14 protein-coding genes are annotated in these 20,659 nt (G+C 46.1%); 12 read left to right on the top strand and 2 right to left on the bottom strand.

Translation table 11 applies throughout. The features are described 5' to 3' along the window. The 7 genes from sufB (at nt 1) to AAHF22_RS02680 (ending at nt 12,689) form a co-directional block, all read left to right on the top strand. Complete coding sequence (sufB, locus tag AAHF22_RS02710) at nt 1-1,398, top strand: Fe-S cluster assembly protein SufB (protein WP_347323423.1); 1,398 nt, start codon at nt 1-3, stop codon at nt 1,396-1,398. Nucleotides 1,399-1,555: 157 nt separating this feature from the next. Next, complete coding sequence (locus tag AAHF22_RS02705) at nt 1,556-2,965, top strand: aminotransferase-like domain-containing protein (protein WP_347323422.1); 1,410 nt, start codon at nt 1,556-1,558, stop codon at nt 2,963-2,965. A 166-nt stretch (nt 2,966-3,131) separates the two neighbouring features. Then, complete coding sequence (locus AAHF22_RS02700) at nt 3,132-4,436, top strand: MFS transporter (RefSeq protein WP_347323421.1); 1,305 nt, start codon at nt 3,132-3,134, stop codon at nt 4,434-4,436. 573 nt (nt 4,437-5,009) lie between these two features. Then, nucleotides 5,010-5,462: a MarR family winged helix-turn-helix transcriptional regulator gene (locus tag AAHF22_RS02695; protein ID WP_347323420.1), complete on the top strand. Its 453-nt coding sequence runs from the start codon at nt 5,010-5,012 to the stop codon at nt 5,460-5,462. 579 nt (nt 5,463-6,041) lie between these two features. Beyond that, nucleotides 6,042-6,557 carry a spermidine/spermine N(1)-acetyltransferase gene (paiA, locus tag AAHF22_RS02690; protein WP_347323419.1) on the top strand — a complete coding sequence of 172 codons (516 nt, stop codon included), beginning with the start codon at nt 6,042-6,044 and terminating at the stop codon, nt 6,555-6,557. Nucleotides 6,558-7,004: 447 nt separating this feature from the next. Further along, nucleotides 7,005-10,580 (top strand): S-layer homology domain-containing protein, encoded by a 3,576-nt coding sequence (locus AAHF22_RS02685; protein ID WP_347323418.1) that lies wholly within the window; start codon nt 7,005-7,007, stop codon nt 10,578-10,580. A 531-nt stretch (nt 10,581-11,111) separates the two neighbouring features. After that, entirely contained in the window at nt 11,112-12,689 is a 1,578-nt protein-coding gene (locus AAHF22_RS02680; RefSeq protein WP_347323417.1) for an FAD-dependent oxidoreductase, read from the top strand. Between the two features lie 327 nt (nt 12,690-13,016). On the opposite strand, the gene AAHF22_RS02675 is transcribed toward AAHF22_RS02680, so the two are convergent. Further along, nucleotides 13,017-14,054 carry an HD-GYP domain-containing protein gene (locus AAHF22_RS02675; RefSeq protein WP_347323416.1) on the bottom strand — a complete coding sequence of 346 codons (1,038 nt, stop codon included), beginning with the start codon at nt 14,052-14,054 and terminating at the stop codon, nt 13,017-13,019. An 81-nt stretch (nt 14,055-14,135) separates the two neighbouring features. Further along, on the bottom strand, nt 14,136-14,879 hold the full coding sequence (locus tag AAHF22_RS02670) for a molybdenum cofactor biosynthesis protein (RefSeq protein WP_347323415.1): 744 nt from the start codon (nt 14,877-14,879) through the stop codon (nt 14,136-14,138). Between the two features lie 102 nt (nt 14,880-14,981). On the opposite strand from AAHF22_RS02670, the gene AAHF22_RS02665 reads away from it, so the two are divergent. The 5 genes from AAHF22_RS02665 (at nt 14,982) to AAHF22_RS02645 (ending at nt 20,635) form a co-directional block, all read left to right on the top strand. Continuing rightward, complete coding sequence (locus AAHF22_RS02665; protein ID WP_347323414.1) at nt 14,982-16,436, top strand: bifunctional metallophosphatase/5'-nucleotidase; 1,455 nt, start codon at nt 14,982-14,984, stop codon at nt 16,434-16,436. 100 nt (nt 16,437-16,536) lie between these two features. Then, entirely contained in the window at nt 16,537-17,670 is a 1,134-nt protein-coding gene (yfkAB, locus tag AAHF22_RS02660) for a radical SAM/CxCxxxxC motif protein YfkAB (protein WP_347323413.1), read from the top strand. A 95-nt stretch (nt 17,671-17,765) separates the two neighbouring features. Further along, a complete protein-coding gene (locus AAHF22_RS02655; protein WP_347323412.1) occupies nt 17,766-19,127 on the top strand; it encodes a hemolysin family protein in 1,362 nt (453 codons plus the stop codon). A gap of 315 nt (nt 19,128-19,442) precedes the next feature. Beyond that, the gene (locus AAHF22_RS02650; protein ID WP_347323411.1) at nt 19,443-20,129 is read left to right on the top strand and encodes an HAD family hydrolase; all 687 of its coding nucleotides are present in this window, start codon (nt 19,443-19,445) and stop codon (nt 20,127-20,129) included. Between the two features lie 155 nt (nt 20,130-20,284). Beyond that, nucleotides 20,285-20,635 (top strand): YlbF/YmcA family competence regulator, encoded by a 351-nt coding sequence (locus AAHF22_RS02645; protein ID WP_347323410.1) that lies wholly within the window; start codon nt 20,285-20,287, stop codon nt 20,633-20,635. The last annotated feature ends 24 nt before the right edge of the window (nt 20,636-20,659 follow it).

The raw sequence follows: 20,659 nt of genomic DNA, 5'->3' as shown, positions 1-20,659 counted from the left end.
ATGGCTAAAAAAGCACCTGAAATGGAAGATTATAAATATGGTTTCCGTGATGAGCACAAGTCGATTTTTCAGTCCGGTAAAGGTCTGAACAAAGAAATCGTTATGGCCATCTCCAAAATGAAAGAAGAGCCACAATGGATGCTCGATTTCCGTTTGAAATCACTGGAGCAGTTTGAGAAAATGCCAATGCCTGAATGGGGCGGCGATCTGAGCGAACTGGATTTCAACGATATCCAGTACTATGTAAAACCGTCCGAAGGACAGGGTAAAACATGGGAAGAAGTACCAACGGAAATCAAGGAAACATTTGACAAACTCGGTATTCCTGAAGCAGAGCAAAAGTTCCTTGCTGGTGTATCGGCTCAGTATGAATCCGAGGTTGTTTATCACAACATGCAGAAAGATCTGGAAGATCAAGGCGTTATTTTCACAGATACCGATACTGCACTGCGTGAACATCCAGAGATTTTCAAAGAGTATTTTTCTACGATCATCCCACCAGCAGATAACAAATTCGCAGCACTGAACAGTGCAGTATGGTCAGGCGGTAGCTTTATCTATGTACCACCAGGCGTACAGTGTGAAATTCCGCTGCAAGCATACTTCCGTATTAACTCCGAGAACATGGGTCAGTTTGAACGTACACTGATCATCGCGGACGAAGGTAGTTTCGTACACTATGTAGAAGGCTGTACAGCGCCGATCTACAGCACGAACTCCTTGCATAGTGCGGTTGTTGAAATTCTTTGTAAAAAGGATGCACGTGTACGTTACACAACGATCCAGAACTGGGCACCAAACATCTACAACCTCGTTACTAAACGTGCGGTTGCAGAAGAAAATGCCAATATGGAATGGGTCGATGGTAACATCGGTTCCAAAATTACAATGAAATATCCAGCGGTTGTACTGAAAGGTCGCGGCGCGAAAGGTTCGGTACTGTCGATCGCTGTAGCAGGTAAAGGCCAGCTGCAAGATGCAGGTGCGAAAATGATTCACCTTGCACCAGACACGACGTCTACGATCGTATCCAAATCGATCAGTAAACACGGCGGTAAAGTAACGTATCGTGGTCTCGCTTCCTTCGGACGCAATTCCGATGGTGCGAAATCGAACATTAAGTGCGATACGCTCATTCTGGATAACGAGTCTACTTCTGATACAATCCCGTACAACGAGATCAAGAACGATAACATCACACTTGAGCACGAAGCAACGGTATCGAAAGTATCCGAAGACCAACTGTTCTACCTGATGAGCCGTGGTCTGAGCGAAGACGAAGCCACACAAATGATCGTTATGGGCTTTATCGAGCCATTTACAAAAGAACTGCCGATGGAATATGCGGTAGAAATGAACCGTCTCATTAAATTTGAGATGGAAGGTTCGATCGGTTAATTGATGAATCGAGATCAAGACCAACCAGATATTCTGGTTGGTCTTTTTTATATAAAGCAGGAGTCTTTTTTATATAAAGTAACTGTGCTTATATGAATGAAGTATGTAATTCTAATACAGTTAAGCTTGATCATCACTAATGAAAAGGATATATACGATGCCTATTAATTCATTTGATAATTACCCTATGAGCTGGAAACCAAGGATCGACCGAGCAAGCAAGCCGATCTACAAAGCGCTGGCGACACAGTTGGAACAGGACATTATGAACGGCCAACTGTTGCCGGGTACTAAATTACCGCCGCAGCGCGAGCTTGCTGATTATTTGGATTTGAATCTTAGTACGATTTCCAAAGCGTTCAAAGTCTGTGAATTGAAAGGACTGCTCAGTGCGGCTGTAGGGAGCGGTACATTTGTATCATATGATGCGTTATCGAATGCCTATTTACTAGATGATCAAAAGCCACGGCATGTGATCGAAATGGGTGCGACTTTACCAGATCACGCTTCCTATGAACCGCTTATGCAGCAATTGAAAAGTATGCTACATGACAGCGATTATGCGCGCTGGTTTGGATACGGTCGTTCAGGTGAGACATTGTGGCAAAAGGATGCGGCGGTGCAGCTTATGCGGCGTGGAGGCTTTGAAACGACGGTAGAGCATATTGTATTCGCCAATGGTGCACAAAATGCGATTGCCGCCACATTAGCTGCATTATGCAAACCAGGTGATCGCATCGGTGTAGATCAGCATACGTATCCAGGCGTGAAGACTGTTGCTTCACTGCTAAGTATACAGACAGTGCCGATCCGGTCAGAAGATGGTGTGATGAGTCCGGAGGCACTAGAATATGCATGCAAAAATGAAAATATTAACGGCATTTATGTCATTCCGGATTATCATAATCCGACAGCTTCATTTATGCCGATTGCGCTTCGCCGTCATATTGCTGATATCGCGATACAACATCATTTGTTTGTGATTGAGGACGCGTCGTATCATTTGCTAGATACACATCCGTTGCCTGCACTCGCTTCTTTTGCTCCTGAGCAGGTCATTCATATCGCTGGACTGTCCAAAGCACTGGCTCCCGGACTGCGACTTGCTTATGTGTCGGTGCCGACACGGTTTCGCGAAGCTTTATCCAAAGCATTGTACAACTTGAATGTGACCGTATCGCCGCTGCTGGCAGAGTTGGCTGCCCGTATTGTCGTTTCGCACCAGCTTGAGACATTAATTGATGGACATCGGCAACAGACGATATTGCGTAATGAAGTGGTAGACCGTTATCTAGCTGATTATCATTGTGCTGGAGCGCCCACGGGCATTTTTCGCTGGTTATTGTTACCGGAAGGAATTACCGGAGCGGATTTTGAACGTTTTGCTGCCGCACAAGGGGTGCAGATCTATGCGGCAGAACGGTTCGTAGTAGGCAATAGCACACCGGAGCGAGCAGTTCGTCTCGCTGTATGTGCACCTGAGACGTTGGAGCAACTGGAGCAGGGGCTTGTTATTTTAAAACGATTGTTAGATGAAATCAAGGATGGAACGATACCTGTTTTATAGGAGCAATTGGATCAAAAACAGACAGGAAACAGAATCATTGTCTATTTAATAAATTGTATGCCATACAATTATCGTATTGTATGGCTTTTTCTAACCATGCTATGATAATCCCATTCTGGATGAAAGTTTGATACTGGATTCTTCGTGAAAGTGGGTTAAGGAAAGTATGCAGCATACAAAACATAATGATTTATCAGAGGTGTCTTCTGCATGGCTGGAACGTTATCGTCATTCACCAGCCGAGCAAAAAGCTTTGTATAAACGTACATTGACCATAGTAAGCATTTCGCAGATTTTTGGCGGCGCGGGTCTGGCGGCAGGTGTAACAGTTGGGGCATTGCTGGCGCAGCAAATGCTAGGTACAGATGCTTATGCCGGTGTTCCTTCGGCATTGTTAACACTTGGATCAGCAGGAGCAGCATTATTAGTAGGTAGATTTTCGCAACGATATGGTCGCCGGATCGGACTCACAGTAGGGTTCTTGCTTGGTGGGTTGGGAGCAGTTGGAGTTATTCTGGCAGCTGTATGGAGCAATGTGTGGTTATTATTTGCCGCACTGCTATTGTATGGATCGGGAACAGCAACCAATTTGCAGGCTCGTTATGCAGGAACCGATCTAGCGAGTAGTAAGCAACGTGCTACAGCGGTTAGCACGGCAATGGTATTCACAACATTCGGTGCAGTCGCAGGGCCGAATCTGGTTAATGTTATGGGCAATGTTGCGCTCTTCTTCCATATGCCGGCGCTGACGGGTCCATTTATGCTGGCAGCGGTAGCTTATTTCATGGCAGGCATCGTATTGTTCGTGTTGCTGCGTCCTGATCCACTTGTTGTAGCAGAACGATTGAGAATGCTTCAACAAGCAGTAACAAACGTGGATTCGGCGCAATCTGTATCTGAGCAGTCTGGTGATAAAAAAGGAATTATCGCAGGAGCAGTAGTTATGGTACTTACACAGGTCGTGATGGTAGCGATTATGACGATGACGCCTGTACATATGCGCCACCACGGTCATGATCTGGGTGCGATTGGACTGGTGATTGGATTTCATATTGGAGCGATGTATTTGCCTTCTCTAGTGACAGGAATGCTGGTGGATCGATTGGGAAGAGCGGCAATGGCTATTGCATCTGGCATCACATTGCTGCTTGCCGGAATGATCGCTGCGCTGGCACCTGCGGATTCGATGATACTGCTGATTGTGGCACTTTGTTTGCTTGGGTTAGGGTGGAATCTGGGATTGATCAGCGGTACTGCATTGATCGTCGATTCAACGGAAGCATCGACACGGGCAAAAGTTCAAGGCTCAGTCGATGTGCTAATTGCACTGTCCGGTGCTGCTGGAGGCGCATTATCCGGCATGGTAGTGGCAGGTGCAAGCTATCCGATTTTATCGCTGGCAGGTGGTGGTGTATCGTTGCTGCTTATTCCGTTCGTGATCTGGTCACGTCGTAAAGGGCAGTCTGTTTGATAATATATCGATATGTATTGTGCTAAAGCGAGTAGTATCCATGTATGTAGTATGAATACATACTCATTAGTTAGACAATACAACGCTGTATGGCGGTAGCTGAACGAGGTATAACCGTACAAAATGATATGTGACAGTATAAAATAATGAGGTAGTATCTTTTTAATGGAAAATAAAGAGCGATTGTTCTATAAACTGTCCCCTTTGTAAAAGACACTTTGAAAAAAGACATCTTGTAGGGTACAGTTTACTACGGAGCAATCGCTCTTTTATCAGGGGTTGTACATCATGTATAAAGAGATCTCATCACAGACGTGTACATATTATATAAGTACGTACTTATACTTAACGATATGACTATGTCATCATGCTTAATTATAGGATGACGTACTCATACGTAACTATGTATGTTTACGAACGGTGCCGTGTATGCGTGCTCATCCGTATATTCTTATAAAAATAATAACGATACAGCTTGCTAGAAATAAAATTTTGTTGCAAATACAACATAATTTAAATACAATAGTGATATTCCATTTTAGTGTAAATGCAACAAAAAGGAGAATCTTCTATATGACGGAAATTTTACGTGAAATCGGTACGATTGCCAGAGCGCTTGATTCGATCAGCAATATTGAGTTCAAAGAATACGATTTAACCAAAGGCCAGTATTTGTACCTTGTACGCATATGCGAACAACCGGGTATCATTCAGGAAAAGGTAGCCGAGCTGCTGAAAGTAGATCGTACAACGGCAGCGCGGGCGATTCAGAAGCTGGAGTTACAGGGATTTATTGAAAAAAGAGATGATCCCCACAATAAGAAAATTAAGCGATTATTTGCGACAGCACAGGGGCAGGCTACGTATCCTGTGATCAAGCGCGAGAATGATCATTCGAACCATGTAGCACTGGAAGGTCTATCGAATACAGAAGCAGCACAATTGCTGCAATTGTTACAGCGTGTACGTGGCAATGTGGAGAAAGATTGGGAATGGGTGAAGAAGGGCAACCAGCGTGATTACTGATGCTCATAATAGCCAGTAGCTTATGTATTACGTGAGCTTACGTATGGCGGTGGCACATGTATTGCGGTGGCACATGTATTGCGGTGGCACATGTATTGCGGTGGCACATGTATTGCGGTGGCACATGTATTGCGGTGACACGTGTATTGCGGTGGCACGTGTATTGCAGTGGCACATGTATTGCGGTGGCACATGTATTGCGGTGGCACATGTATTGCGGTGGCACATGTATTGCAGTGGCACATGTATTGCGGTGGCACGTGTATTCCGGTGGCACATGTATTGCGGTGACACGTGTATTGCGGTGGCACATGTATTGCAGTGGCATATGTATGGCGGTGGCACGTGTATTGCAGTGGCACGTGTATTGCGGTGACACGTGTATTGCGGTGGCATATGTATTGCAGTGGCATATGTATTGTAGTGACGCATATATTGCACTGGCTAAAGGAGTCCGAGTATGTATGTGTATGCCCACTTGTATAGAGGTGAGTCGTATAGACCGCTGTACAGGTTTGCCATGTTCCTCAATCTACTGTATTTGATAAAACAGGAATAGTAACGGGAGTGAACACAGAGATGAAAATTGAGCTTATAAGCTGCACATTAGAGCATGTGCATGCTTTACAGGACATAAGTCGCGAGACATTCCAGCATACATTTGGTAATCAAAATACGCCAGAAAATATGGCTGCTTATATGGAAAAGGCATTTCGGCTGGAGCAATTAAGCACAGAGCTAAGTCATCCAGAATCGCGCTTCTTTTTCGCTTATGTGGACGGCGAGCTTGCTGGCTATGTAAAGGTGAATACTGGAGCTGCGCAGACGGAGCAGATGGGCGCAGATGCATTGGAAGTAGAACGCATCTATGTACGACATGCTTATCAAGGACAGAAGATCGGCACGTATTTGCTAGAGCATGCATTGCATCTTGCCGCGACAGAGCAACGTAATCCTATATGGCTCGGTGTATGGGAACATAATCGCAAGGCGATCGCTTTTTATGAGAAAATGGGCTTTGTGCAAACTGCCGTCCATTCTTTCTATATGGGCGATGAGGAACAGTTTGATTGGATAATGAGCAAAACGTTGTAGCACTGTAGCATGAACCATGCAAAGTGCTACGAAACTGTGCATGCCGTTTATGCCGAATAGCTAATAGCGGAGTAAAGCTATCGGCTGTGTTTAATGCCGTATTCACATCGATCACTTTACCCGTTGTTAATCGCTGCTCCATAAACTGAAGCCGATGTTCTGCATCGGTTTTTTTGTATACGAAGGCATATATGGAGAGCTTAACAGACATGTGATCACCCTATACATCCGTAGATGGAAGAGAACGCATCGTATGATCAAATACATCATCTATCGTTAACTGACGTATACTTCCTCCCCTCAATGCCTATAACAACTGACACCTATAAATAATAACCTTATTTATACAAAATATGTAGTATGATGAATAGGACTGGTTTCAGAATGATCCGTCTTCTATACTTACAAACATCATGATCCGGTACATTGTCAAGCTGGGGGAATATAATGAAACCATTTTCGCAGAGAAACAAAATGTTTGAGCGCTGTTGTCTGAGCATGCTCTGTATCCTGCTTACTTTCGGATGGGTACATCCAACGTATGCAGCACCACCTGCTGTACCTACTGTAACGACAGGTGCGGAAACGATTACGATTAGCAACTACGTGTCTGGAGCTACATTGAAGGTGTATAAAGCAGAGGGAGGTAGTCCGGTATGGCAGGAAGCAAATGTGACAACGGCTACGAAAACGGTCAGTTTGTTGCCATACGCTAATTCGTACTATGTGACGCAAACAGTCGGTGGTGAAGAAAGTACGAATACGCCTTTTTTCAATACAAGCCTCCGCACACCGGTCGCGACTGCCGGTATTCGTTCTATTGATGTTACCAATATATCGGGCAATACCACACTAGAGTTACATCGCGTTTCCAATGGATCGCTAGTTTCTACGACGGTGTCCAATCAAGGTGGCGGCGTCTATCGTTTTGAGAACGTAGTTCCTGACAGCAGCTTGTATTATGTAGTCCAGAGTTATAACGGTCAGACGAGTACTAACACGCCATTTTTAACTTCAAAGCTGAACATACCGACTGCGACAGGTGGAGTAGAATATGTCGATGTGACCCATGTAGATACTGATATTGGTGCTACACTGGCATTGTACAAGAGCGATGGTACACTCGCCTCCAATTCCTCTACCAATCAAGGAAACGGAACGTATCGTTTTTTAAACGTTGCGGCTGGATCTGGCTACTATGTTACGCAGACGTTAAATGGTGTACAGGCAAGCTCCAATTCAATCAATGTTACGCTGGATCAGCCCGTTGCTCCGATCATCGTAGCTGCGAACGAATCATTGAATGTAAGTCAGATTGTGGTAGGCGCTACACTCAAGTTGTACACAACAACAGGTACACTGGTGCAAACGTATCCGACGGTATCCAGTACGACCTACACGATGGAAAATGTACTACCCAATACGATTGGCTATTATGTAACTCAGACGGTCAATAGTAAAGAAAGCATTAACTCTAACTTTGCCAATCCTACCTTGCATATTCCAACAGCTACCGCAGGCATTGGTTATATTGATGTGACGAATGTAACAACTGGAGCGACGTTGAATTTGTACGATGCTTCTAACGGTCAACCTCTAGCTGTCACAGCGGTGAATCGTGGCAATGGCACGTATCGGTTTGACAATGTGGTGCCTCGCAGTGGCTATTACTATGTGACGCAATCACTGGGAGGACGAGAAAGCCTGAATACGCCGTTTATTAACAGCATGCTGCCTACGCCTGTGCTGGCTGGCGGTGTCGGTTATGTAGAAGTAAGCAATACGTATGCAGGGGCAACCATCACGTTATATAACGGAGGGACTCCAATTTCTACAACGCCAGAATCGCTCGGTAATGGACTGTATCGCTTTAATAATCTGGATACAGGCACACCTTATTATGCCGTGCTATCGATCAATGGGGTGCTGAGTCCGGCTTCCAATATCGCACGGGTACAAAAGCAAGTGCCGCCTGCGCCTATTGTGGCAGGTATGGGTGAATCCATTCAGGTTAGCCAATACATTTCGGGAGCTACGTTGACGCTGTATCGTTCGGACGGCAAAGTAATCCAGACTTTTCCGAATGTAACAGGTTCGGTTTATACATTGGAAAATGTATTGCCAGATCAAGCGTATTATTATATCACTCAGACGGTCAATGGTAATGAAAGTTTAAACTCCGTCTTCGTCAATTCTATTCTGCGCACGCCGATTGTAGTGGCAGGTGTTGAATTCATTGACGTAAGTAATGTATCATCTCAGGCACAGTTAAAGCTGTACGATGCCGCCAGCAACACAGTGACTTCGGCCACGTACACGATGCTGGACAATGGAACGTATCGTTTTAACAATGTTGTACCGCGTACTGGATTTTATTATGTTACCCAGTCGGTGTACGGCACGGAAAGTGTGAACTCCGTTTTCGTTAATCCGATTTTGCGTACACCAACGGCTGTAGGTGGACGTGAATTGCTGAATGTGGGCAATGTGTATCCTGGGGCGACATTAAAGTTGTTCCGCAGTGGGGACACACAGCCATTAGCGCTGGAGCCAACCAGCATCGGTGATGGACAATATCGCTTTAACGGCATTTCGTCCAAAGGCAACTATTATATCGTTCAATATGTGAACGATGTAGCCAGTCCTCGCTCGAATACCGTTGCTGTCACTGTAAAAGATAAGGATAAAGACAACTCATCTGGCAATCGTAACAGTAGTGGGACTACGCCAATCCAGCCTACACCTCCGATGCCACCCGGTTCAGATACAGCGCCGATCAGTGTGGATGTACTGGTGAATGGACAGGTGCAAAAAGCAGGAACGCTAACGCAAAGCAGGCAAGGAGAGCGTAAAGTACAGACGATTGTTGTGAATCCGCAACTCGTTCGCAACGTGCTTGCTGCTGCTAGTAAAGGTGCGACCGTGACGGTTCCGTTTACGACTATAGGCGATGCTGATATGCTGCTCAGTCAATGGAGTGGTGAGCTGATCCAGGAGATGAAAGAGCAGGAAGCCAAGCTTGTGCTCGATACACCGCTCGGTATGTACACATTGCCAGCAGCACAGCTTCCGTTAACTGGAGCTGGAGCGAATTTGTCAGCGACAGAGCTTGCGAATACACAGTTTGAGATTTCGATTGTGAAGGCAACGGCAGCAGAGATTGCCACAATTCGTACTATAGCTGCACAAAACAATCTCACCGTGCTACAACCTCCAGTCAGCTTTGAAGTCGCCAAAGTGACTAATGGCAATCGTACAGCTGTGAATCGTTTTAGCCAGTATGTAGAGCGCCTGATTCCTTTGCAATCCGGTACGGATAGCAGTGGAATTATTACAGGTGTCGTATGGAGCGAGAATGAACTCATTCAAGTTCCTACTCGTATGACAGACGCAAATAATCAAACATATGCGGTCATTTCCAGTTTGACGAACAGTACGTATGCGCTGGTGAAGCATACTACATCGTTACAGGACTTGAATGGCAACTGGGCAGCAACGTCCATTCAACATATGGCTGATCGCTTTGTGATTGAAGGCACAGGCAATGGTCAATTTGAGCCGTCGCGTTCGATCACACGCGCTGAATTTGCTTCCATTTTGACAAAAGGTCTTGGATTGAAGCCGGTTGAAGCTAGCTCGTCATTCCGTGATGTCGCTTCATCGGCATGGTATGAAGGTGCGGTATCAACGGCAGCACAGTATCAATTGATTACGGGCTTTGCGGATGGTTCATTCCGTCCACAGCAGCAAATTACACGTGCTGAAGCGATGGTGATGCTGTCACGCGCTATGCAGCTAACCGGACTGCAAAAGCAAAATAGCAGCAGCTCAGCGTCCACCCTGCAATCATTTACCGATGCAGGCACAGTGCCAGTATGGGCACGTAGTGCAGCCGTGGCAACGATTGATGCTGGATTGTTTAATGGACAAAACGGTAAGCAGCTGGCGCCGCAGAAGTCAGTCACACGTGCTGAAGTGGCAACGTTGGTAGAACGTTTATTGCGTCAATCCGGTCTGATTTGAGCTTAGCTACACGATAAGCAATGGCGATAATCATGAATGGCGATGTAGGTGGATCATGATTCATTGTCTCGTACAGGAGACTGCACGATAGCGTTCGCGCGAATGAATAGAAGTTGTACATCATTGCTTGGTATGGCTGCCCCCATGTAAAAGTGTTCTCGACACTCGCATAGGGGCAGTCTTTTTGTTAAGATCATGTATAGACGGAGTGTGTACTATAAACTATCTTGCAACTTTTAAAAAAAGAACGATCATGGATGGAATGGAGAAGTCATTTACGGTTGGTAATAGAAAAGTCACTTACGGTTGACGAGTAGAAGCGATCAACGTTAACCTGTATAAAGGGCATATTATCCGCTCGTTTCAGTTGATGATCGACGTATACTGGTTTAGATACAGATACAGATACAGATACAGATACAGATACAGGTATACCTACACCTACGTCCATGTATATAGCTATACATTCAAATGCAAAGTTGCTTATTCTCCCCATTCTAAATTTATTGTAGCAAGGTGGTACGGCATTCATTGAAAACAAGAAGTGAACGACTGAGATCAGGTAACCGAAAACAGAACTCAAGTCCAAAAAAGAAGCGACGATACATAATTGCATTATGGGCAGTGTTGCTTGTCGTTGTACTGGCAGGCAGTTATATCGGCTATATGAGCATAACCGCTGCTCCGTCCCGTGCAGTGAACGAACAAGCGGCTGGTACAGCCAGCAACAAAGGCAGTGCTATAGCCGATGAAACGGCTGCAACGAAGCCTGCTCCGGTCATTGATGAACATTATGATCTCGTTCTGATCGGCAGTGAGATTGAAGGCGTATTGATGGCAAAAGCTGCACATGATGAAGGACAGAAGGTACTCATCATTGATCCACGTGAGAAGCCAGGCGGTCAACTGCTTCAGGGGCAGATGCTGGTGCTGGACGAGCCGAATAATAACAAGAAGATTAGCCTCGTTCAGGGTGAAATGAAAAAGTTATATAACGCCTACAATGGCGGCGAAATCCGCAAGGAACAAGATTTCGTTCGATACTATAACGGACTGGTGGAAGGCATTCCATTGAAAAGTGGCATCAAGCTTACGCATATCCAGCAGGATGAGCAGGGCAGTATGCACAAGATCGATAGCATAACCTACACTGAGCAAGATGGAACAACGCATACGGTAGCAGCACGTTATTTTGTAGAAAATACCGATTATGCAGCTTTAACATCAAAGCTCGATGCCCAAAGAATTCCCGGCGTCGAATCGATCTTTAGCGGCAACGCCAGCAAGCCTGAATACATGGCGGCTACGTACATGCTTCGCTTTAAGCATGTGGACTGGCTCGCTTTACACAGTGCGACATTGCTCGATTATCCCTTAACCCGTCTCGAAGCCAAGTACGGCACCAATACGTATGTTGATTATGACTTTGGCACCGGTTTTAATAAAATTACGGATAACTTTCATATTGCCGATCCGCAGCTCAAGCTACGCGGCATCAATTCAACGTATCAAAAGGATGGTGAGGTTATCATCAATGCGCTTCTAATCTATGATGTAGACCCATCCAATCCTGAATCGGTTCGTAAGGCGATTGCTAAAGGGAAGGCGGAAGCACCGCATGTGCTGGAATTTTTGCGTGAACATATTCCTGGCTACAAGCATGCGGAGCTGAATGGCTTCCCTGATTATTTATACATTCGCGATTACAATCGTTATGAAACAGATTATGTACTGCAAGCAGACGACTTGATGAGCAGCAAAATGTTCTGGGACAATGTGAGCATCGGTGGTTATCCACTGGATGTGCAGGGTACACGTGAAGTACCGACTGGCAAAGGCTATGGTAAGCCTGACGCATACGGCATTCCACTGCGTTCCTTTGAGTTGAAAGACTATGATAATGTGCTTGTCGCTGGTAAAAATATCGGTGCTTCGATTAAGGCTTATGGTAGCGCACGCATTACACCAACAACGGCGCTGGCAGCACAGACGATCGGGATTATTCTCGGGCGAGAGGGCAAAGAGAAAAAGCTGCGCGATTTGACAAAAGAGGATTTTGTGCATATTCATAATTATTTACGTCAGGAGTATCGCATCTCCTTGAAGTAGCACGATTGTACGATACAATTGATGCGCTCGTATAAAGAAGAGTTGTACCTATCTGTGTGAGCCTTTGCTCGATCATGCTTATACATGATTTTTTGACTTATGAGGCTGTAAAATGAAAACACCCGCTGTCCTATAAAAGGAGAGCGGGTGTTCTGTTGTTGGTACAAGCTAATGTGTATCCTTTATACAATTAGACCCTTCAGCATATGGCTACTTCTGTTCTCCTATAATGATGTCATTCAGCATCGTTTATTGGCACGTATGCAGCATCGTTGATCGATGCACATACAACCGATAAAGTGGAAGTGTTCTGATCGCTTAGCGAGCTTACAGGAAAATATCTTCAATCTCCAATTCCGTCTCTATGGCTAGGTCTTTAAAGCCCTGGTTGGTCTCGATCAACGGACGGAAATAATCGGACGGATTGGTCATAATAATTTTCCCGGTTTCCCCGGAGTTCAGTTTTACATGTTTGCCAATCATATTCGGTAACATATGGCGGATGAACGTCTGTGTTGATTCAGGATGCAGTTGTCCAAAACTCATACGGTGTAGTTCCTTTAATACTTTAAGTAGTTCTTGCTTCGATTGATACACACGATTAGTCGTCATGGCGCTATAAATATCCGCAACAGCCACAATACGTGAGTACGGATGAATATCATCCAGTTTGAGTTGATTGGGGTACCCTTTACCATCAGCACGTTCATGATGCTGTAAAGCAACGAGTGCGCTTAATTCGTCTCCGGTCGATTTCATAATCAGATCATGTCCGAAAATCGTATGTTTTTTCATCCATTCAAATTCATCGGCTGTCAGTTTGCCAGGCTTATTCAAAATATCGGATGGCACCTGTGCTTTGCCCACATCATGCAGATAGCCTGCTCGTCCAGCCAAATACGCTTCCTGTTCTGTATAGCCTAGCCATACTGCTAGATAGTAAGATAGCATACCAACCTGTAGGGAATGGGTATACGTATAATTGTTCGTATCGTTAAGCACGAATAGCACGGAAACAACATCTTTTTGGGTATGAAGCTCTTCCATGAGCGGCTCCAGCATATCATCAACCTGGCTTCCATCAAATTCTCCGCGTGCTGCTGCACTCAGAAAAAGAGTCTCAAACCCCTCCAGAGCAGTATCAAATTGAACCTTAGCCTGCTCAAGCGTATGAGGAGTGACAGTGACAGTAGCAACTACAGGTGCATTTTCGATGGTCACATAGTCCACACCAAGCTGAAGCAATTTACTGATGTCACTGGAATGGAGAGTATGGCCCTTTTGCATAATGTGAATGCCGAATGAGTTAAATGTGTCGCTTGATAATGTATCTCCCGGCTTTAAATCGGTCACATGTACTCTCAATGCGGGGCACCTCCGTAAATGAATAATACGTTTATCATATCAAGAAAAAAAATCGATCACAATCAAAAGATAGTCATCCTATTAAGACTTGGGTGCTACCGGATTCCAGGGACCGGTCTGTACACCTTTCCACTCTGATCCGTCCGCCCACATTTCTTTTTTCCAGATCGGAACAGTTTCTTTTAACCGCTCAATGGCAAAACGACTCGCTTCATACGCATCATTGCGATGAGCAGAGGAGACGGCAATGATGACGCTCGTTTCGGCAATGCCAACAGCACCGATACGATGGCTGATGGCGCAGCGACTTCCTGGCCATTGTTCAGCTATGCGTTGCCCGATCTTTTGCAGCTCTGACAATGCCATCGGCACATACGCTTCATATTCCAGATAGGTCGTTTGCATATCTCCGGTCATTTCTCGGGTTGTACCGATAAAGGCGATCGTTGCCCCATGATTGTTATCGCTAACTTTAGCAATAACTTCTTCGGCAGATAGCGGTGACGTAGTAATGACAAAGAGTCCGTCCTCGGTCTGCGTACCTGTTTCATCTGCTCCAGAGCCACCGGATACCGGAGGAATAAGAGCAATCTCATCTTCTGGGTTAATATTAATATCGACAGAAGCATATTGTTGATTAACAGCGGCGAACGATTGTGCAATCGCCTGAGCTGCATCCGGGTATTGCGCTGCGAGCGTAGCTTTGAGATCCGCCACTGTGCACTGTCCGTCGTCTCCATCTGTAGCAGCAGTGATGCTCAGCGTGACCTCCGGTTGCCCGATCCGTTCGGCAAGCCCGGCGAACAATTTAATGGTATACTGCATAAAAGTAACGACCTCCAAACGATAGATTTATCACATGTTATATTATCACATTCCCGCGTTAGTGATGTGAAAAGAAATACAATAACCGGAAGGAGTAGCCCGATGAGCACAGATCAAACAACATCTAATGATACTATTACCCTACTTCATACGAATGATATTCATAGCCATTTTGAAAATATGGGCATCCTGGCGGCGATTGCAGGGGATTACCGGAAACGCTATGGACGTGAACATGTCGTTCTGCTTGATATTGGCGATCATATGGATCGTATGGCACCGGAAACTGAAGGCTCAGAAGGAGCAGCCAATGTCGATATTTTAAACTTGAACGAATATGATGCGATTACTATCGGTAATAATGAAGGACTTACGTATACGTCTGCTATTTTGAATCAAACGTATGCTAGTATTTTGTGTCCGATCGTATGCTCTAATGTGACGGAACATGCGACCGGTCAGCCTCCGGTATGGATGCAAACTCATCAAATCATTGAAAAAGGCGGCTGGCGGATTGGTCTTGTCGGTGCAACAGCGCCTTATGGTGATTTTTACGAATTGCTTGGCTGGGATGTGGACGAGCCTGGACGCTGTCTGGCACCGCTCGTGCAAGAGCTACGCGGTCAGGTCGATCTATTAGTGCTGCTCTCGCATCTAGGATTGGCTACCGATCAGCGGCTCGCAGAAGAGTTGCCAGAGCTGGATGTAATCTTAGGCGGACATAGCCATCATGTGCTGGAACGTCCATTATGGATCGGTGAAACGGTCATCGGAGCAGCTGGCAAATTCGGACATTATATGGGACAGATGTGCTGGCAAAAATCAGCGGATGGCGGGCGACCGAAGCTACTGGATGCAGGGTTGATTCCGACAGGTGATGAGAACATGCCGCGTGATGCAGTGATCGAGTCTGCCATTGCTCTCCATCGTGAACGCGCTGCTGAGCGAATGAGTCGCACCGTTGCAATTCTGAAACAACCGCTGACGATTGATTATGAGCATGAATCACCACTGGGTAATCTGCTTGCGCAGGCAGTTCGTCGTTATACTGGAACCGAACTATCGATCGTCAATGCTGGACAATGGCTTGGACCGCTACCCAAAGGAGAGATTAGTGAAGCGCTACTTCATCGCCTCTGTCCATCGCCGATCAATCCAAGTCAGACGTTACTGAAGGGACGCAGCATTCGTCTGGCGTTAGAGCAGTCGCTGCTACCTGAATTTACCAGCCGCGCCATTATGGGCTTTGGCTTTCGTGGTAAGGTGCTTGGTTGTCTGTGTGTGGACGGTTTAACGATCCAGTATGATCCGAATCGTCCACCGTATGAACGTATTGTATCGATAACGACGAGTGCTGGCGAGCCGCTGGAGGATGAGCGTGAATACAATGTAGGAACGCTTGATATGTTTACGTTTCGTATCGGCTATGAGTCGCTTAGTGAAAGCACCAGCGTCTCGTATATGCTGTCCGAGTTTATCCGTGATTTGCTGCGGACAGAGCTGCAAACGCCGGGTGCGACCGATGTCTCTGCCGAACCTCGCTGGTTTATGTTATGATAAATAGGACCTTGTACCAACAATTGCATAATTGATGTGCCTGACACTCGTTATGAACGGACCGGTTTGGGGTTAATACATGAAATAAGGTGAAAAACAAATGACAGTAATACACAGAAGTGGGTTGCCACTCAAGGAGCTTTCCCCGACTAATGATCCGTGGGACCCGTTGCAATCCCTTCGCCAGTATGGAAAGCATACACTCACAAGTGTTGAGATGACGGTAACTAATCTGTGCAATATGCGTTGTGAGCATTGTGCAGTTGGCGATTCGCTCGTGATGCGTGAGCCGGATATGATCCCATTGCCGCTGATGCTGAAACGTTTGGATGAGGTAGAAAATCTGAAGACGATCAGTATTACCGGTGGTGAACCGACTTTTCGTAAAAAGACGGTGGAAGAAACGATTATTCCATTGCTTCGTTATGCGCGTGAGCGCGGGGTACGTTCGCAGATTAATTCTAATCTAACGCTGGATATAGGTCGTTATGAACCGATGCTGCCCTATCTCGATGTGATGCATATCTCTTTTAACTATACATCGCCTGATGACTTCCATGAGGTTGGCTTTGCGAATAGTGGACATCCTGTCCCACGCGAAGCAGCTGTACGGATGTACGACACCATGATGGAGAACGCACGCAAGTTGAGCGATGCCGGCATGTTCATTTCGGCAGAGTCGATGATTAACTACCGTACCCATCGCAAATTGCCAGAGATTCATCGTCTTATTCGTGAAATGGGCTGTCAGCGTCATGAAGTGCATCCGATGTATGCAGCTGATTTTGCGGCAAGTTTGCCTGTATTGAGTCTGGATGATTTCCGCGCAGCGATTCATGATTTGCTGGATCATCGTGATCCGCAATTATGGATGCTGTTTGGCACATTGCCATTTTTTAGCTGTAATCCGGACAAAGCGGATCGCGATCTAGTAGCACGTCTGCGGAATGAACCGAATGTAACGGTACGGAATGATCCAGACGGTCGTAATCGGGTCAATGTGAACATGTTTACCGGCGATGTATTTGTAACCGACTTTGCCGCCATTCCTGCGTTTGGTAACATTCATGAGCATAAGCTGGACGATATTTTTGGGGAATGGAGCAACAATCATCCGCTGAATCAGCAGGTGAACTGCCATTGTGATGCAGCAGCTTGCTGCGGTCCGAATTTGCTCGTTGCGGATATGTACTACAAAGGAACCGACTTCAAATCACGCAGAGCGATACTGTAAAAGCCGCACATCTAGCGGGCGTCGGTACGCCATGTATGGCTCCGGCGGTGATTTGCGGCTGCTGTACCATATATCCGAGAAATGGGGCGTTCTGGTTGGAGCATGAGTTTGAGCTAGGTCATTTAATACTCAATTTGGCTCTTGTATTTATACTTGTATTTTTAAATGGATTTTTTGTGGCGGCGGAGTTTTCACTGGTGAAAGTGCGTCATTCCCGGCTCACCGAACTGCAAAGTGAAGGTAATCGACTGGCTGGTTATGCGCTTAAAGTGAACAGCAAGCTGGATGCGTATTTATCGGCAACCCAGTTCGGCATTACGCTGGCCTCGCTTGGACTCGGTTGGGTCGGTGAGCCAGCCATATCCGAACTGCTGGTCGAGCCGTTGATGTATAAGATGGGCTTTACCGACAGCACGGTAATTGCTACCATCTCGGTCATTATCGGATTTGCAGTCATTACGTTTTTGCATATTGTGCTTGGTGAGCTGGCGCCGAAGTCGTTAGCGATCCAGCGGACAGATGGCGTATCGCTTGCGCTGTCCGGGCCACTATTATTCTTTTACCGTGTCTTCTTCCCATTCATCTGGTTACTCAATGCGGCTGCCAATGCGGTGCTGCGTGTCGTTGGTATTGAGCCAGCGAGTGAAGCAGATGGTGCGCACTCTGAGGAAGAAATTCGCATTCTGATGAATCAGAGTGCCAAGAGCGGCATTATGGATGAAGGCGAGATCGAGCTAGTTAACAATATTTTTGAATTTTCCGATCTGCTTGCCCGTGAGGTGATGTTGCCACGGACAGATATGAACTGTCTGTATACGAATCTATCCAAAGAGGAAAATCTAGCGATCATTCAGGAAACGAAACATTCGCGTTATCCGGTTGCGGTAGAGGATAAGGATCGTATTATCGGCTTCATACATATTACCGATGTGCTGCTCTCGCAGGTGAATCAGCCATATGATCTGGCTGCACTGGCAAGACCGATTTTGAATGTACCGGAATCGATGGAGATCAGTCATGTGTTACAGCTGATGCAGAAAAATCATGCCCAGATGACACTCGTTGTCGATGAGTACGGCGGTACAGCCGGTTTGCTGACAGCGGAGGAAATTTTGGAGGAGATTGTCGGTGAGCTGTATGATGAGTTCGAAGATGAGCGTCCAGACGTAGAGCGAATTGGGGATATGATCTCAGTCGACGGCCGGATGCTGATTGAGGATGTGAATGAGCTTTCCGGCGTTGAGATCGACGATGATGAAGTCGATTCGATCGGTGGCTGGATGTTTAAAGAGCTAGAAGGCGTACCGGAAAACGGCAAAACCGTTGAGGTGGAAGGTGTCATATTCGAGGTCGCTGAGTCGGAACGACTTCGCATTATGCGTGTCAATATTCACCCAGTGCCTGAACCTAAAGAAGAGGTAGAAGGCGAAGAGAAGGATGAAGCGAATCCTTCATAAATAAACTACGCGTCGCTCATAACAAAGCTACGTGATTGATTCTGAACATGAAAATGTGTTCATGCTGGAATAAAACGATATGCAGGTGCGGTGCTGTTGCCGCACCTGTCTTATTTTCCAATGAGCAGATCGAAGATAATCTGGATACATTGCTGAATTATGTGCAAAATTCCTATTTCACTGACAAGCTGTATGAATCGATTTTACACTACATATAAGCGATCAAATCTATAAATGATTAGGCGCTTAAACCCACGAACGCATAAACCCATAAACGATGTACTGAACTTTTACTAGCGAAAAGGAGTCGATCCTATGCAACAACAACCATTCCTGCACAAGCCGCAAGCGATGATGTTTGATATGGACGGAACGTTATTTGAGACGGAGACGGTCTTACTGCCAGCCTACCACCGCACATTTCAACAGCTGCGCAGCGAAGGATTGTATGAAGGGGAGACACCGCCAGAAGAAATCATTTTAAGCTCGCTCGGTATGCTGTTAGAGGACATCTGGGCACGCGTCATGCCCGGTGCGAGCCGTCAAACGATCGATCGGGCGAATGAGCTATTGCTCCAGCTTCAGCTCCAGTTAATGGAGGAAGGCATTTCGCGTTTGTACCCACATGTGGAAGAGACGCTGGAATCGCTGCACGCACAAGGGGTGCGCTTGTTTATCGCAAGTAATGGTTTAGAAGGTTATGTTAAAGGTGTGACTCGTGTACATCATCTGGATCGACTGCTCGAAGGCGTGTACAGCGCAGGTGAATATGAGACGGAAACGAAAACCGAACTTGTCCGTTTATTAATGCAGCAACATGGGCTGCAAAGCGCCTGGATGGTAGGCGATCGTTCCTCCGATGTCGAAGCAGGCAAAGGGAACGGACAAACGGTGATCGGGTGCCGCTACGCGGATTTCGGTGATGCGGGCGAGCTGGCTGGAGCGGATGTTGTGATCCAATCGTTTGAGCAGTTGCTGGATGTGTTTAATAAAGCGAAGTAGGTGCACCTGTTTTACTTCTAAACGTAAATCAGTTAACCTGTATAGGATGTGTTTGAGCCTGTGCTGTCTGATGCATGAAGACAGGCTTTAAGCATAAAATAACGAACATCTGTATCCATGTGATGATATGGTTGTATCGGAAAGTGGGGCTTATAATGACAAACATTTATGACAAAGCAAATGAGCTGTCCAGCGCGATTCGTAATAGCAAGGAGGTTACGGATATCACGGCGGCGATGCAACTGATCGAAGCAGATCCAGAAAGCAAGCGGATGCTGGATGATTTCCGTGCGCGTCAGATCGAAGTGCAACAACGCATGATGTCTGGTGATATGCCTAATCCAGAAGAGATGGAGCAAATGGAGAAGCTGTTTGAAGTGCTGAACCTGAACCTCAACATCCGTCGTCTGTTTGATGCTGAGCAGCGCCTGAGCACCATTATTGAAGATATTAACAAAATTATCACAGATAGCCTGAGCCATCTGTATGGTGGTCCTGAGCAATAATCTGTTGCACTCCTGAACGTACAT

Source organism: Paenibacillus wenxiniae (assembly GCF_039822605.1).
GTDB lineage: Bacteria > Bacillota > Bacilli > Paenibacillales > Paenibacillaceae > Saccharibacillus > Saccharibacillus wenxiniae.
This window is presented reverse-complemented; position numbering and strand designations above follow the sequence as displayed.